This is a genomic window from Paenibacillus andongensis (assembly GCF_025369935.1).
Taxonomy (GTDB): domain Bacteria; phylum Bacillota; class Bacilli; order Paenibacillales; family NBRC-103111; genus Paenibacillus_E; species Paenibacillus_E andongensis.
The window spans coordinates 4,866,830-4,881,547 of the sequence record NZ_CP104467.1 but is presented as its reverse complement, the minus strand read 5'-3'; the positions used below and the strand labels follow the sequence as shown (position 1 = coordinate 4,881,547).

The window sequence follows — 14,718 nt, the reverse complement described above, 5'->3', positions numbered from 1 at the left end:
TTGGTGGAGAAGCTCGCTTTTGTGGCGGGCTTCTTTATTTTATTTTGGATAAATGAAATTTTTGGATTGAATATAAATTCGTATTTATGTATAATTATGCATTATTGAATGGAGGGAATTATGGATGCCACTTATCGTGAGAGATGCAGAACCAGATGATGAAAACAGCTTGACCGAATTAATGTATGAATACATCGTTGGTTTTTATCAAAAACCTAAGCCAGCCGATGGAAAAATACATCAATTGATTCAAACCCTTTTAGAGAAACAATTAGGTATACAGTTTGTCGCCGAACAAGATGGAAAGCTAGTTGGCTTTGCGACCTTATACTTTGCGTTTAGTACGATGAAAGCAGATAAAATTACCATCATGAACGACCTTTATGTCATGGAGCCATTTAGAGGTACAGAAGTGGAATCCGAACTGTTTTTAGAATGTCAAGGTTACTCAAAGGATCAAGGCTATGCGTATATGTCTTGGATAACGGCTCCTGATAATAAACGAGCTCAACATTTCTTTGAGAAAATGGGAGGGGTTCAAGGGGAATGGGTTAACTATTCGATCAGCTAAAAGCTGTAGTGATTAATTTGGCCACTGATCGGTCCGAAATCATGATCAGCGGTCTTTTTTCAATCGCAGAATGTCCTTCGATTGGTGGAAGGGCTTTTTGCAATTGCTGCTGGCAGCTAGCAACTCCCAGGCTTCATTGGGGCGCTAATTCAGCAGCGCCCGAATAAATAAGCGCGGAAACCGCGCTTAATCGGAAGCCCCCCGAACCAATAAGCGCGGAAAGCGCGCTTAATCTGGAGCGCTTGAACCATAAGCGCGAAAACTGCGCTTACAGCGAGAGCCACGCGAGCCGAAGCTCGCCGGGAGCGCCTGAGAAGTCGGAAATCGACTTCTCAGCAGTCCATCCCGCGCGTCCGTTCGGAATAAGCGCAAAAAACGCGCTTAATCAGGCGGGACCGAACAAATAAGAGCAGAAAACGCGCTTACAGCGAGAGCCACGCGAGCCGAAGCTCGCCGGGAGCGCCTGAGAAGTCGGAAATCGACTTCTCAGCAGTCCGTCCCGCGCGTCCGTTCCGAATAAGCGCAAAAAACGCGCTTATTCGGAAGCCCCCGAACAAATAAGCGCGAAAACCGCGCTTACAGCGAGAGCGCGGCGTGCCGAAGCTCTTCGACAGCGCCTGAGAAGTCGGAAATCGGCGTCTCAGCAGTCCGTGCCACTCTTCTGTGCTGATTAAGCTCTAAAAACGTACTTAATCGAACGCTGCCGACTTCTCAGCCGGAGGAGTCCCGTCAAATATGGTCAGTTAAATGCTATCAGCCTCAAACCACCAACCCTTCCCAATTTGCAAGAACGTGCTGTGCTACTCTATAACATCGCAAACGAGCAAGACCTTCACCTGCCGGTTCAAGAAGTGATTTCTGATACATCGCTTTAAGAGTCTGTTGTGCTTTTCTTTGTCCGAACTGAAATTGTTTTTGAACATCAACAGGTTTGATTGCTCTTCCCAACTTGTGAGCTAAACGAATGACTTCTTTTTCTAAATAATTTAGCTCTAGGTGATTCTGTCGAATTAGTTGGTCTGAGAATTGGGAGCGACTGATATCAGCGAAATGGGGGCCAAAGCCATCAATTTCAATCGCTAGTCTGAAAGAGTGGCGAAGAAAGGCAAAATCTAAAAAGCGTGTACCGTCGCGAAAATCTTTGATCTCATATTCCGGATGCAAGTCTTGAAAATGTCCAAATGCGTTCCACCAAATCTGCTCAAGAAACAACTTCTCCGCATGTCCATGACCCTCTTTAAGTCGCTTTAAACGTTCCCCGCCCCTCATCGAAATGTGTTTAGTTAAAAAAGCTTCATGGGCATTTTCAAATTCATTCATAAATGTTTAGGCCGCCTCCAGAAATAAATAAGCCGCTCCTCCGAACAGCTGATGCTGATCTGGAAAAGCGGCATGTGCTTCACAACCGTTTGATATTAATTATTTAAAATAATATCATATTGTTCAAAATTTAACAATTAACCATTGAGGGACTATTTTCCTTTACATTCGTTAGTTGGAATTTTCGTTGTATTTGATTCATTCATTAGTTGGATATTTCACGTTGTATCGTATTTGATTCGTTCATTAAATAAATTTCTCGCGTTGCTTCTTCAACATACATTTCCTCCAATACATTTTTTCTTAAAATTCCTTCACATGGGGAATAATACCTTTAACTCAAAAGGGTTATTTCACAGGGGGTTATGATGATGAAAATATTACTCGCAACAACAGCAGTTACGGCATTACTCCTGACTTCGATAGGTTGCAGTTCGACTAAACCAAATGCAACGCCCTCAGCATCTGCGCCGAGCAAAGCCGAAATTACGATCGGTACCGAAGGTACATATGCACCGTTCACTTTTCATGATAAGGCTGGCAAGCTTACGGGATTTGATGTCGAGACGGTAGAAGAGGTATGCAAACGAATTGGCATGACGCCGCGTTTTGTTGAAACCAAGTGGGATGGAATGATTGCGGGACTTGATGCAAAGCGGTATGACATGGTGGCCAACGAAGTGGCTGTTCGCCCGGATCGTTTGGAGAAGTACGACATGTCTACGCCTTATATTGTTTCTCGCGCTGTTCTTGTGGTGCACGCCAATAATACGAATATCAAGACGTTGGATGACCTTAAAGGCAAGAAGGTTGGACAATCCCTCGATAGTAATTATCGGAAAATAGCGGAAGATCACGGTGCCGTAAATACAGTTGTGGAGGGTTTTAATCAAGCGATTGATCTTCTGACTTCGGGCAGGATCGATGCGACGCTTAACGATAGTTTGTCCTATTTGGATTTGAAAAAGCAGCGTCCCGAACTTCCGATCAAAACAGTTTATGAGGAGCCGTCCGCGACGACCAACGCATTTTTGTTCCGTAAAGGAAGCACGGATTTAGTTAGTAAAGTCAATAAAGCTCTGGCAGACATGAAATCGGACGGTACGTTAGTTCAAATTTCGCAAAAATGGTTCAATGCCGACGTAACGAAGTAAGGACACAGCCTAATGACAAATGATCGTATTGAGCGAATTATAGGGATCCTGTCCGATTCCTTCTTTCCTATTATAAAGGCGGGACTTGCGTACACAGTTCCGCTTACTTTAATCACATTTACTTTGGGACTTAGCTTAGCTTTTATCACGGCGCTTTCTCGATTATCAGACTTTGCCATCCTTCGGGCGATAGCGAGATTCTATGTTTGGGTTTTCCGCGGGACGCCATTACTTGTCCAGTTGTTTATTCTTTTTTATGGTTTTCCGAGTTTGGGTATAACGCTGGATCCTTTTCCGACAGCCATTATCGGGTTTACGTTAAATAAAGGAGCGTATAGCTCCGAAATCATTCGTGCCGCGATATTATCGATTCCCAAAGGCCAAAGTGAGGCCGCTTATTCGATCAATATGACGAAATGGCAGGCGATGAGGCGGATCATTTTACCCCAGGCTGTACGAGTCTCTATTCCTCCATTAGGAAATTCCTTCATTAGTTTAATTAAAGATACATCTTTGGCCGCGACAATTACGGTTACGGAAATGTTTCAAAAAGGGCAGCAGATTGCGGCGGTTACTTATGAGCCATTATGGCTTTATATCGAGGTGGCCTTCGTTTATTTAGTTTTCAGTACTGTTCTTTCCTATTTTCAATCCAAGCTTGAGATCCACTATGAACGTAACATTGCTAAGTAAAGGGGGGCCAGCATGATTCGAATGGAAGGTATACACAAACATTTTCATGACCTCCACGTCTTGAACGATATTGATTTGGATGTTAAAAAAGGGAGCACGACCGTAGTAATCGGACCTTCCGGTTCCGGCAAAACGACCCTACTAAGATGTCTGAAATTATTAGACTTTCCAGATCAGGGGACCCTCTCGATAGCCAAAGCGATGATGACATTTTCAAGTGAAGTCAAATTGAGCAAGACGGACATCCGTTCCATCCGTAAACACACGGGTATGGTATTCCAGAACTACAACTTATTTCCTCATTTAACTGTCTTGCAAAATATTATGGAAGGCCCTGTTATTGTCCTTAAACAATCCTCGAAAACCGCTAAGGATAAGGCGTTATCCATTTTAGACAAGGTTGGACTTCGTGATCGTGCCGATCATTATCCTCATCAACTGTCTGGTGGACAACAACAACGCGTTGGAATTGCTAGGGCAATGGCGATGAATCCTGAGGTGCTTTTATTCGATGAACCAACGTCAGCGCTTGACCCGGAATTGGTAGGCGAAGTGCTAAAGGTGATGAAGGATCTAGCTTTCGAAGGCATGACGATGGTCATTGTGACACATGAGATGGGCTTTGCCAAAGAAGTAGCGGACCAAGTTGTCTTTATGGATCAAGGTGCGATTGTTGAGAGAGGAACACCAGCCGACATTTTTGATGCTTCAACGAATGAGCGGACCTTGCAATTTTTGAGAAAAGTGAATCGGAAAGCAGATTAAGATTAAGATTAAGATTAACTTAGCATGCTTTTAATAGAAAGGATGGAAGGAAAATGAATGTATTTGTCGAATGTTATCTCCAGCCAACATAGAAATTTATAAGGTTGTTGTCAGTATAGAGGGGTCGTTTATATGATAAATCCTGCGAATAGATTACTTGATGTGAAGACACTCCTAAGCATGATGGATAATATGGAAGACTCGATTTACATCATGAGTGTTGATGGATCGGATATCAAATACTATTATGTAAACCGCGCTGCTACGAAATTTAGTGGAATTACAATGGATGCTTTCGGACTAACATTTTTTGATACAAACACGAGCCAGATGGCGAACTACTTACATAAGAAATATACGAGAGTGATTAATGAACGAAGAACCATCAAGTATGAGGATGGCATTGTGCTTCCCAATGGTATGTTAAGCGGAGAAAGTGTACTTACGCCTATTTTCAATGAAAACGGTGATATGGAGTTCATCGTCACGGTTACTCGTGATATTACCGAGCGTAAGCAACACGAAAATTTGCTTTATCATTATGCCTATCATGACGATCTTAGCAAGCTATATAATCGAAGATTCCTGCTTGAGCATGTGAACAATCCTGCGATCATTTATTTACTTGATCTGGACTATTTCAAAAATATTAATGATATTTTCGGACATGCTGTAGGTGATACCGTGCTCGTGGAAGTCGCTAACCGTCTTGTTGAGAAATTTGGCACGGAGTATATACTTGTACGATTGGGCGGAGATGAATTTGTTGTCGTAGCCATGGGGGGAGCTGGATCAGCTGAGGAGACTGCCGACCAAATTAATCAACTTTTCGTGGCTCCATTTACGGTAAACGATCATCCAATGAAGTTAAGCGTAAGTATCGGTGTGGCTCAAAGTGTGAATAGTGAAACTATCCAAACGCTTTTAAAACAAGCAGATATTGCCTTGTATAAGGCCAAAGGGGCGGGTAGAAAAAGATTTCATATTTTCGAAGCTTCATCTAAATACGACCATGTTGAGAATTTCATTCATGAGCTTGCTCTCTCAAATGCGATTGAGAAAGAAGAATTGCATTTGCATTACCAGCTTATTTATAATCCGGTTCGTGAGGAAGTCATCGGAGCGGAGGCGTTGTTAAGATGGAATTCTGCGAACATGGGAATGATCCAGCCCAATGATTTTATTCCAGTCGCCGAGGATACTGGATTGATTATTCCGATTGGATACTGGGTCATTAGGCAAGCTTGTAAGGATTGGCATCATTTAAACGCGGAATACGGTCCTCAATTTAAAATTTCGGTCAACATTTCAAGGATTCAATTAAATGAATCTCTTTTCGTAGATCAAATGCTTCATATATTGGAAGAAGAGCATGTGGACCCACGTGTGATGGAGTTAGAAATAACAGAAAGCACGACGATGCACTCGATGGAAGATGTCCAACAAACGCTGCGTAGGTTGCGCGCTGAAGGTTTTACCGTTGCCTTAGATGATTTTGGAACCGGTTATTCCTCGTTAAGCATGTTAACCTTGCTGCCTATAGATAAGTTGAAAATTGACAGATCTTTCATTTGGGAAATGAATGTCTCTCTCATTTCAGCCATTTTAGCCATGGCCCATGCATTGAACCTGCAAGTAATCGCAGAAGGCATAGAGACGTATGAACAATATAAGATGTTAAAAGAAATGAATTGTTGGGGAGTACAGGGTTATTATATCAACAAACCAACACAATTTGACTTGTTATCCAAACAGGTGGTTGTTAGAAAGTAAATGAGAGGTCAACGTCCAGTGTGCGCGCTGATGATGTTGATCTTTTTTGTATAGCATGAGGAATATGATACAATTTTTTAAGCAAGATTAGCTTGTTGGAGGTAGTCAATGAAAGCACTAATTTTTGAGCAATTTGGTGGGCCAGAGGTCCTACAGTATGTGGATATTCCTGAGCCCAGCTTAGAACTAGGCCATATCTTAGTGAGAACGGAAGCCATCGGTTTGAATTTCGCCGACATATATAGGAGACGAGGCAACTATCATTTGGCTGGGAAACCACCCTTCGTTCTAGGGTATGAGGGAGCCGGTATTGTTGAGCGAGTAGCTTCAAATGTGGACCAGATCAAGGTCGGAGACCGAATTGCCTTCGTGGATGTTCCTTTTGCCAATGCAGAATTGGTTGCTGTGCCTATAGATCGAGCTATACCTTTGCCTGTAGATATCACGTTCGAACACGCCGCGGGTATTTTGCTTCAAGGAATGACGGCGCACTACCTGGTAAATGACAGCTATCGCGTACAATCCGGGGACGAAATCGTCGTACATGCCGCAGCAGGGGGCGTTGGGCAGATTTTGACGCAGCTATGCAAAAGTAAAGGCGCACGAGTCCTCGGTTTGACCTCTTCAGAAGCTAAAAGGGAAATTGCCTTAAAGGCCGGTGCCGATGATGTTCTAAGTTATGTCAGCGATTGGGTAAATGCCGTCAAACATTGGTCCGTCGACCATCAAGGCGTAGATGCCGTTTACGATTCAGTTGGGTCTACGTTATTGGAAAGTTTCGCTGCTGCGAAAACGAAGGGGGCAGTCATTTTCTATGGCATGGCTGGAGGAGATCCACCTCCTATCGACCCAAGAATGCTGATGGATACCTCAAAGACGCTGACGGGGGGCGACTTATGGAACCATGTGACTACCTTGCAGAATCGAATTGATCGTTCAAACGAACTATTTGATGCGCTGCGGCGAGGGATTATTCAAATAGAGAGCTTTACATGCTTTCCTTTGAAGGAGGGGGCGGAAGCCCACAGACTCTTAGAGAGCAGGAGAAGCACAGGGAAAATCTTATTAATTCCTTAACATGGAAAAAGGCGATAGAATACGTTTTTTTACGTATTCTATTGCCTTTTTTGTTTTTTCATTGCCTGGCAGGAGGTATTGCTTGTTATGTTAATAGTATAGGTCATCTGGAAAATGAAAGCCTTTTTTTGATCATATAATCCATGGATATGCTCATCCTATGCATTCTACCTCAGCAATAATCATGCTATCCTGATTACATATGACACGAAGGAGGCAAGTATTAGCAATGAGCATAAACAAATTGAAAATTGGTGTAATCGGTGCAGGTTCCATATCCGATATGCACTTTGAGTCCTATGTGAAGCAAGCAGACGCAGAATTGGTAGCCGTATGTGACTTGAATCGTCAAAGAGCTGAGGATAAAGCCGCAAAGTATAATGTTGAGCTTATTTACACCGATTATCGGGAGCTTCTGGCCAATCCAGAGGTCGATGCTGTAAGTATTTGTACTTGGAATAATACACATGCTGAGATAAGCATTGCAGCTTTGCGTGCCGGCAAGCATGTTCTTGTAGAAAAACCACTTTGCAAAACCGTGGAAGAGGCTGAGCGCATTCAAGAAGCCGTTCGTGAAACGGGGAAAATTCTGCAGGTAGGTTTTGTACGAAGATATGATACCAATGCTCAACTCGTTAAGCGCTTTATCGATAACGGCGATTTGGGAGAATTGTACTATGCCAAAGCTTCGTGTCTTCGTCGTTTAGGTAATCCAGGGGGCTGGTTTGCTGACACGGAACGATCTGGCGGTGGACCTTTAATCGATATCGGTGTACATGTGATTGACTTATGCTGGTACTTAATGGGGAGACCGAAGCCTGTATCGGTCAGTGGCCATACCTATAATAAGCTTGGGAATCGGGCGAACGTACGCAATCTTTCCTTTTACAAAGCCGCTGATTATAATGTTGATTTGAATACCGTCGAAGATATGGCCAATGCCTTAATTCGCTTTGAAAATGGAGCTTCCCTAATGGTTGATGTTAGCTTTACCCTGCATGCCAAAAAGGATGAAATCGCTGTCAAGTTGTACGGAGATAAAGGCGGCGTGGAATTGGAGCCTGAACTTGTACTCGTTACGGAAATGCTGGATACCATTTTGAATGTATCGCCACAGACAGATAGCAAATCTATCAACATAACAGAAGCTTTTAGTCAGGAGATCAGTCATTTCTTAAGCTGTTGTCGAACTGGGAATTCACCGATTAGTCCTGTAGAAGATGGACTTACAATGATGAAAATTCTTTGCGGTATTTATGAATCAGCTGCCAAGGGTCAGGAAATCAGATTATAACTATCTAGGATCAGATATGGAGGAACGGATATGAAACTTGGGGTTAGTACGTATAGTTTATTTCAAGCTCTGAAGTCTGGAGAAATGGACATTTTTGGTGCTATTGACTGGATTGCTGACCAGGGTGGCGAACATGTTGAGATAGTGCCCCTTGGCTTTGATTTACCCGGGAATCTGGAACTTGCAGATGAGATAAGACTTAAGGCGCAGTCACGCGGCATCGAAATATCTAATTATGCGATTGGAGCAAACTTTCTAACGGATTCTCAAGAGGCCTATGAACAGGAAATTAAACGGGTCAAAGGGGAAGTCGATCTCGCTGCTAGGCTTGGTGTAAAGAGAATGCGTCATGATGTCGCATCAAGTGAGGATCGTTCTATTGCGAACTTTAACAAAGAACTTGAGCGCATGGCGGAGGCCTGTCGGCAAATTGCTGACTATGCTTCGCAGTATGGCATCATAACGAGCGTTGAGAATCACGGATACTTTGTGCAGCATAGTGACCGCGTTCAAACGTTAATTCAAGCTGTAGACCGTCCTAATTTCCGCACAACGCTAGATGTTGGCAATTTCATGTGTGTAGATGAAGATTCTGTTGCTGCAGTGAAAAATAATCTACCCTTCGCTTCGATGGTCCATGTGAAAGATTTTTACCTTCGTCCTTCGTATCAAAATCCAGGCAATGGTTGGTTTCAAACCTTACAAGGCAATCATTTGCGCGGCGCTATTGTGGGTCATGGTGATATTGATATGAAAGAAGTATTACGCGTTATTAAAAGCTCCGGCTATGACGGATTCATTTCCTTGGAATTCGAAGGCATGGAGGAATGCAAAATGGGCACGATGATTGGGTTGCAAAACATTAGAAGGCTATGGGATGATGTTGGATAGGCAATAGAATTCAGCAATGCGAAAGGTGTGTTGATGAAATATGGGGAATCCGATTGGCATTATGGTTGACAGTCTGCGTCTTGGTTTGCGCGACGGTTTGAAGAAAGCCAAAGAACTCGGTGCAGACGGGGTACAAATATATGCAGTTTCAGGTGAGATGGACCCAGCGAACTTATCACCTCAAGCGCGTAAGGAATTGAAAGCTTACATCGAGTCATTGGGGCTTAGCATCTCTGCTCTGTGTGGGGATTTAGGCGGTCATGGCTTCCAAGATCAGTCCGTGAATGCCGACAAAATTGAAAAATCAAAACGTATTCTCGACCTTGCGGTTGAACTGGGAACCAAAGTCGTAACCACTCACATCGGTGTCGTACCTGAACAAGCCAATGGCCCAATCTATGAGACGATGCTGCATGCGTGTGAGGAATTAGGCGTATATGCTAGCAGCTTAGGCGCTTACTTTGCTGTGGAAACCGGACCAGAAACAGCTGCTCACTTGAAAAGCTTTCTAGACACATTGTCTACCAATGGCGTCTCTGTTAACTTTGATCCGGCGAATATGGTGATGGTGACTGGCGATGATCCTGTTCAAGGTGTTATTACGCTGAAAGACTACATTGTCCACACACATGTGAAGGACGGTATCCGACTGCGTCAGGCAGACCCGCGTGAAGTGTATGGTTCACTGGGGTATCAGCCGATGAGTCACGAGCTTATCGCCGAGGCAGCGACATCAGGCCCCTACTATCGAGAGCTCGCTCTCGGCGAAGGTCATGTCGATTTTGGTCGCTATTTTCAGGCGCTTCGTGACATTGGTTACACGGGCTATTTAACCATTGAGCGCGAAGTTGGGGAAAAGCCTGAGGTCGACATTGCGAATGCGATTGCGTTTATTAGGAAATATCAATAGATCGTCGGGACAGCATCGGTATCATCAGGGGATTATTGGTGAACCGTCGATTGAAATCGATAAATAGAAATCGATAAAACATCGAAAAACATCGATAGAACATCGATAGAACATCGACAGAACATCGGAAAATATCGGAAATCATTGAAAAACATCAGAAAATCACCAGAATCAAAAGAACTTCGCAATCTTGCGAGTTCTTTTTTATTTTATAATTTATATGTTTTGGGTTTTGGTTTAAGGTAAAACTTAACCCTTATTTAAACTATAAGAATTTAGTCGGGAAGCAAAAAGGAAAAAACAAATAGGGGATGCCATAGTCTCCGCAAGCAACTACCTTCTGTCAGCGTATGAACAACCTGCATTTCATACATGATAAACATTCAAAAAGTAGAGTTATAAGGGATAACCTGCAAAAGATACATCTAAATCGAACGTTTTAGTCGCTATTGGCGCTTTTCGAGCAAATGAGATGTAGTTTTGCACCTAGAATTAAAAGTGGACATCTCTTAAGTGAAACTAAGATAATATCAATAAGAGGAAGAGGTGTCCGGGATGGAACGAAATCGTTATAGTGAAGAATTTAAGAAGCAGACAGTGAAGTACATCTTAGAGCAAGGTAAATCAATGCCGCAGATGTCCGAAGAGCTCGGGATATCTGCGGGTGTTCTGCACAACTGGAAAGCTACATACCGTGACGAATTTCAGACGGAGTCAGTAATTACTCCGGAAAGAGTGCGCCAGCTTGAGCAACAGTTACGTGAAAAAGATCTGGAGTATCAGGAGAAAGAACGCCAAAATCAAGATCTCCAAGAGGAACTCGCTATTTTAAAAAAGGCGCTGCACATCTTCAGCAAAGAAAAGAACTAAGGTTCCAATTCATCGAGGATCATCGCTCCGAGTTTCGATTGGAGAAGATGTGTGACGTGCTACAAGTGTCTAGGAGCGGCTATTACAAATGGAAAACTGTTGTTGTGTCCGAGCGTAACAAGCGCAAAGAGGAACTAACTAAACGCATTAAGTGGCATTTTCATGATTCGGATGAAACTTATGGCAGCCCGAGGATATTCAAAGAACTTGTGAAAGAAGGCTGGACCGTAGCGGAACGTACGGTGGGTCTTATTATGCGCGAACATGGATTACGTTCGTGTATGGCGCGGAAGTTCAGGGTCACTACGACAGATTCTAATCACGATCAGCCCATTGCTCCCAATATCCTTGAGCAAGACTTTAAAGCAACGAAACCAAATGAAAAGTGGGTAGCTGACATAACCTACATTCCTTGCCGTCAAGGGAGGCTCTATCTGGCTAGTATCATGGATCTGCACACGAAACAAATCGTTGGATGGAAACTTAGCGATCGAATGACGACTGACTTGGTAATGGATGCGCTAAATCAGGCATACGCCTCTAAGAAGCCAGGCAAAGGTCTTATCCATCATTCTGATCGCGGCTCCCAGTATGCCTCAAAGGAGTACCGTGAGCAGTTAGCAAGCTACGGTATGAAGCCAAGCATGAGTCGTAAGGGCAACTGTTATGACAATGCTTGTATTGAGGCTTTTCACAGCATCTTAAAACGTGAGTGTATCTACAGCAAACCCAAATTTAAGACGAAGCAAGAAGCGCAGGAGAAGTTGTTCCGATACCTCGAAATCTTTTACAACCGGAAACGATCTAACAGCACGATTGGCTACATGTCTCCGTTACGCTTCGAAAAGTTGTACTACCAGAACGCAGCTTAACTAAAGAAGTGTCCACTTTCTTGACAGAAGAGCATTTTTACAGGTAAGCACCTTGAAAACGGCAAATCTTCTAAAATAAGATGTACTTTTTGCAGGTCGAGGCTGGTCTGCAGACAGTGAAGTTTATTTGTTTGACTTGTTCGGAAACCGCAAACATACCGCTTAATGTTGTGCAGGATTTCGATCGAATGGATTCAGGATATGCCACAGTCCCCCCACAATTCGCATGTGAAAGTTGTGGCGGAGCCATGTACTCAGCGCATTACAAAGGGGTTCGTGGGCACGAATACAAAATTAAGGATGTTCGCTAAACCAAATAGGACCGTCGGGAAATGTTCCTGACGGTTTTCCTTATTGATCAGGTTTGGCGGTCGAAAATAGACCGCCCATGGTTGAAGCGGTAGAGAAAGTGCTGTGAGAGGTCCGAAAAGAACCTCTCAGCAGCAAGTGAATCGAACAAAAGCTGGCTTGCGACTTGAGAGGTCGAAAATAGACCGCTCGGGGTCGAAACGGTAGAGAAAGTGCTGTGAGAGGTCCGAAAGAGCCCCAAAAACGACTTTACAAAGCGTTAATAAATAAAATTCCCGTAGGGAATTTATGGTACAAAAGGATGATTTTTTTTACTGCGTTGAAATCCCTTTCAGTTTTTTATTCGCCAAATGGCTAGGTCTATGTAATCAAAACGTCTAGACCTTTACTCCTGAAAATTACTATTTTCCAATTAATGAGACAGAAAACTACAAATAATACGAAGTATGTAGTCATATCCAGCCCTTTTGACTGTAAAAATTTAACTGTTATGATAATGGTAAACTTGGGTATTGTTTAAGGAACCAAATACAAATATCGGTTAAAGGATGATTACACAGATGAGAAAGATGTTCTCTGGTGAAAGTAAAGTCTTTTACTTGTACCGGTATATTTCACTTGGTGGAACTTCGTTAGTGTATGCCATTGAGGATCGTGGTCCCCCGTTAAGTATCAAAATTGGCATCATCTTGGCGCTGTTCATCTTTGCCAAATGGATTACGGACATGTATAGCCGAAGTGGCCAAGCCTCTCGCACAATTAAAATAACCGTTGGCTTGGAAATGACCGGGATGATGATCCTGCATCTTCTAAGCGGCGGTATGGACAGTCCGTTTCTGTGGTGTGTATTCAATCCCGCCTGGATGGCTGCCAGCTATCTTTCCTCGGTTTACTGCTGGTTTATGATGCTGAGTTACTTCTTATTTGTCACCGCATTTTCCTACTTTTTTGCCAATGACCAATCGCTAACCACTATTTTGCTAGAAGAAAATCGATTTTACTTGATGTTATTGTTCATGACGCTCTCGATTCAGCTATTAGCTGGCGTCAAAAGTAGGCTTGAGATTGCGAACGCTCGAACCACGGAGACGATGGAGCATATGAAGTCGCTGTATCAAATTGTGGAAGCAGCCACGCATAGCGAATCGGAGAATTTGAAATTGATTTTTGCTGAATTTGCTCTAAAGCTGACCAAGCTCAAGATGTCCTTCTTCTGGGATGTCAGTGGGAATGGCGGGCATGATCCACTTATTACCCAAGGTGTTACGCCAGTTGGCGTAGAAGCTTCCCTGACTACAGCTATTGAAATGCAAGCAGCCGAGCTTAGACAGCTCGATAGCTGTATGGTGATGAATTTACCTGAACATGGTGATTTTCTTGTAATTCCCATCAAGTCGTCAACCCGATTCTGGGGTGTGATGGGGGTGAAGATTGAGCGTACCAGCTATGAGGAAGGCAGGCATTGGTTCGTCAAACAGCTGTATTTTCTATCTGAGCTATGCGCCGTCATTTTGGAGAGACATCAGCTCGAGCGAATCGAGAACCAGTTGATGATTATCGAGGAGCAGAATCGAATTGCCGATGAAATGCACGACAGTGTTTCGCAGTATATTTTCGGAATTGTGTATGCCGTACATTCACTGAGCCGCAAATGGAAAGACATTTCAACGGATCAGATCAAGGATCAGCTGCAAATCATCCAAGAGTCATCTGTAGCGGCATCTCAAGAGCTTCGTTCCACCATTTATAGTCTGAGCTCGCGGAAAAATGGCGGTGCGTTTTGGATCACAACCGTCAAGTCCCATCTAGACAGCTTGTCCAAGCTGCACGCTGTGAAAGTAACGTTGAATGTTACTGGAGATGATCATGGTTTACAGGTCAATTATCAAAAGGCATTGTTTAGAATCATATCGGAAGCAACCGGAAATGCCATTCGTCATGGCCGAAGCAGTCACATTAAGGTAGATCTCAGTATGAAGTCAGATGAAGTGAAGCTATCGGTCTTGGATAACGGAAGTGGATTCAGTGTCACAGAACGGTTGTCGGATCCTACGGTATCTGGACTTGGTGTGAACAACATGGAGCTGCTAGTTCAGTCTTTTGGCGGAACGATTAGCATTCAGAGCACGACAGGAAAAGGTACACATATTCAAGTGACCCTCCCATCCGGGCATCAGGATAAAAAGGAATTAAATGAACTTCAGATGATGGGCTAAACA

General features: G+C 43.5%; 13 protein-coding genes. 12 read left to right on the top strand and 1 reads right to left on the bottom strand.

Annotated features, from left to right (window positions below):
• Positions 1-124 precede the first annotated feature (124 nt).
• The gene (locus tag NYR53_RS22330; RefSeq protein WP_261301355.1) at positions 125-571 is read left to right on the top strand and encodes a GNAT family N-acetyltransferase; all 447 of its coding nucleotides are present in this window, start codon (positions 125-127) and stop codon (positions 569-571) included.
• A gap of 759 nt (positions 572-1,330) precedes the next feature.
• Here the strand turns inward: NYR53_RS22330 and NYR53_RS22325 are convergent.
• Complete coding sequence (locus tag NYR53_RS22325) at positions 1,331-1,891, bottom strand: DNA-binding response regulator (protein ID WP_261301354.1); 561 nt, start codon at positions 1,889-1,891, stop codon at positions 1,331-1,333.
• A gap of 371 nt (positions 1,892-2,262) precedes the next feature.
• Here NYR53_RS22325 and NYR53_RS22320 point away from each other — a divergent pair, with 371 nt between their 5' ends.
• The 11 genes from NYR53_RS22320 (at position 2,263) to NYR53_RS22270 (ending at position 14,715) form a co-directional block, all read left to right on the top strand.
• A complete protein-coding gene (locus NYR53_RS22320; RefSeq protein ID WP_261301353.1) occupies positions 2,263-3,045 on the top strand; it encodes an amino acid ABC transporter substrate-binding protein in 783 nt (260 codons plus the stop codon).
• Between the two features lie 12 nt (positions 3,046-3,057).
• Positions 3,058-3,738 (top strand): amino acid ABC transporter permease, encoded by a 681-nt coding sequence (locus NYR53_RS22315; RefSeq protein WP_261301352.1) that lies wholly within the window; start codon positions 3,058-3,060, stop codon positions 3,736-3,738.
• Between the two features lie 12 nt (positions 3,739-3,750).
• The gene (locus NYR53_RS22310) at positions 3,751-4,503 is read left to right on the top strand and encodes an amino acid ABC transporter ATP-binding protein (RefSeq protein WP_261301351.1); all 753 of its coding nucleotides are present in this window, start codon (positions 3,751-3,753) and stop codon (positions 4,501-4,503) included.
• 132 nt (positions 4,504-4,635) lie between these two features.
• Positions 4,636-6,276 (top strand): putative bifunctional diguanylate cyclase/phosphodiesterase, encoded by a 1,641-nt coding sequence (locus tag NYR53_RS22305; RefSeq protein WP_261301350.1) that lies wholly within the window; start codon positions 4,636-4,638, stop codon positions 6,274-6,276.
• A gap of 108 nt (positions 6,277-6,384) precedes the next feature.
• Positions 6,385-7,353, top strand: a complete 969-nt coding sequence (locus NYR53_RS22300) for a quinone oxidoreductase family protein (protein WP_261301349.1) — start codon at positions 6,385-6,387, stop codon at positions 7,351-7,353.
• Between the two features lie 229 nt (positions 7,354-7,582).
• Positions 7,583-8,647, top strand: coding sequence for a Gfo/Idh/MocA family protein (locus tag NYR53_RS22295; protein ID WP_437180062.1), 1,065 nt, complete (start codon positions 7,583-7,585; stop codon positions 8,645-8,647).
• Positions 8,648-8,677: 30 nt separating this feature from the next.
• Positions 8,678-9,538: a sugar phosphate isomerase/epimerase family protein gene (locus NYR53_RS22290; protein WP_261301348.1), complete on the top strand. Its 861-nt coding sequence runs from the start codon at positions 8,678-8,680 to the stop codon at positions 9,536-9,538.
• A gap of 40 nt (positions 9,539-9,578) precedes the next feature.
• Positions 9,579-10,448: a sugar phosphate isomerase/epimerase family protein gene (locus tag NYR53_RS22285; protein WP_261301347.1), complete on the top strand. Its 870-nt coding sequence runs from the start codon at positions 9,579-9,581 to the stop codon at positions 10,446-10,448.
• Between the two features lie 555 nt (positions 10,449-11,003).
• Complete coding sequence (locus tag NYR53_RS22280; protein WP_261300801.1) at positions 11,004-11,318, top strand: transposase; 315 nt, start codon at positions 11,004-11,006, stop codon at positions 11,316-11,318.
• A gap of 11 nt (positions 11,319-11,329) precedes the next feature.
• Complete coding sequence (locus NYR53_RS22275) at positions 11,330-12,190, top strand: IS3 family transposase (RefSeq protein WP_261306251.1); 861 nt, start codon at positions 11,330-11,332, stop codon at positions 12,188-12,190.
• A gap of 869 nt (positions 12,191-13,059) precedes the next feature.
• Entirely contained in the window at positions 13,060-14,715 is a 1,656-nt protein-coding gene (locus tag NYR53_RS22270; protein WP_261301346.1) for a sensor histidine kinase, read from the top strand.
• Positions 14,716-14,718 lie beyond the last annotated feature (3 nt).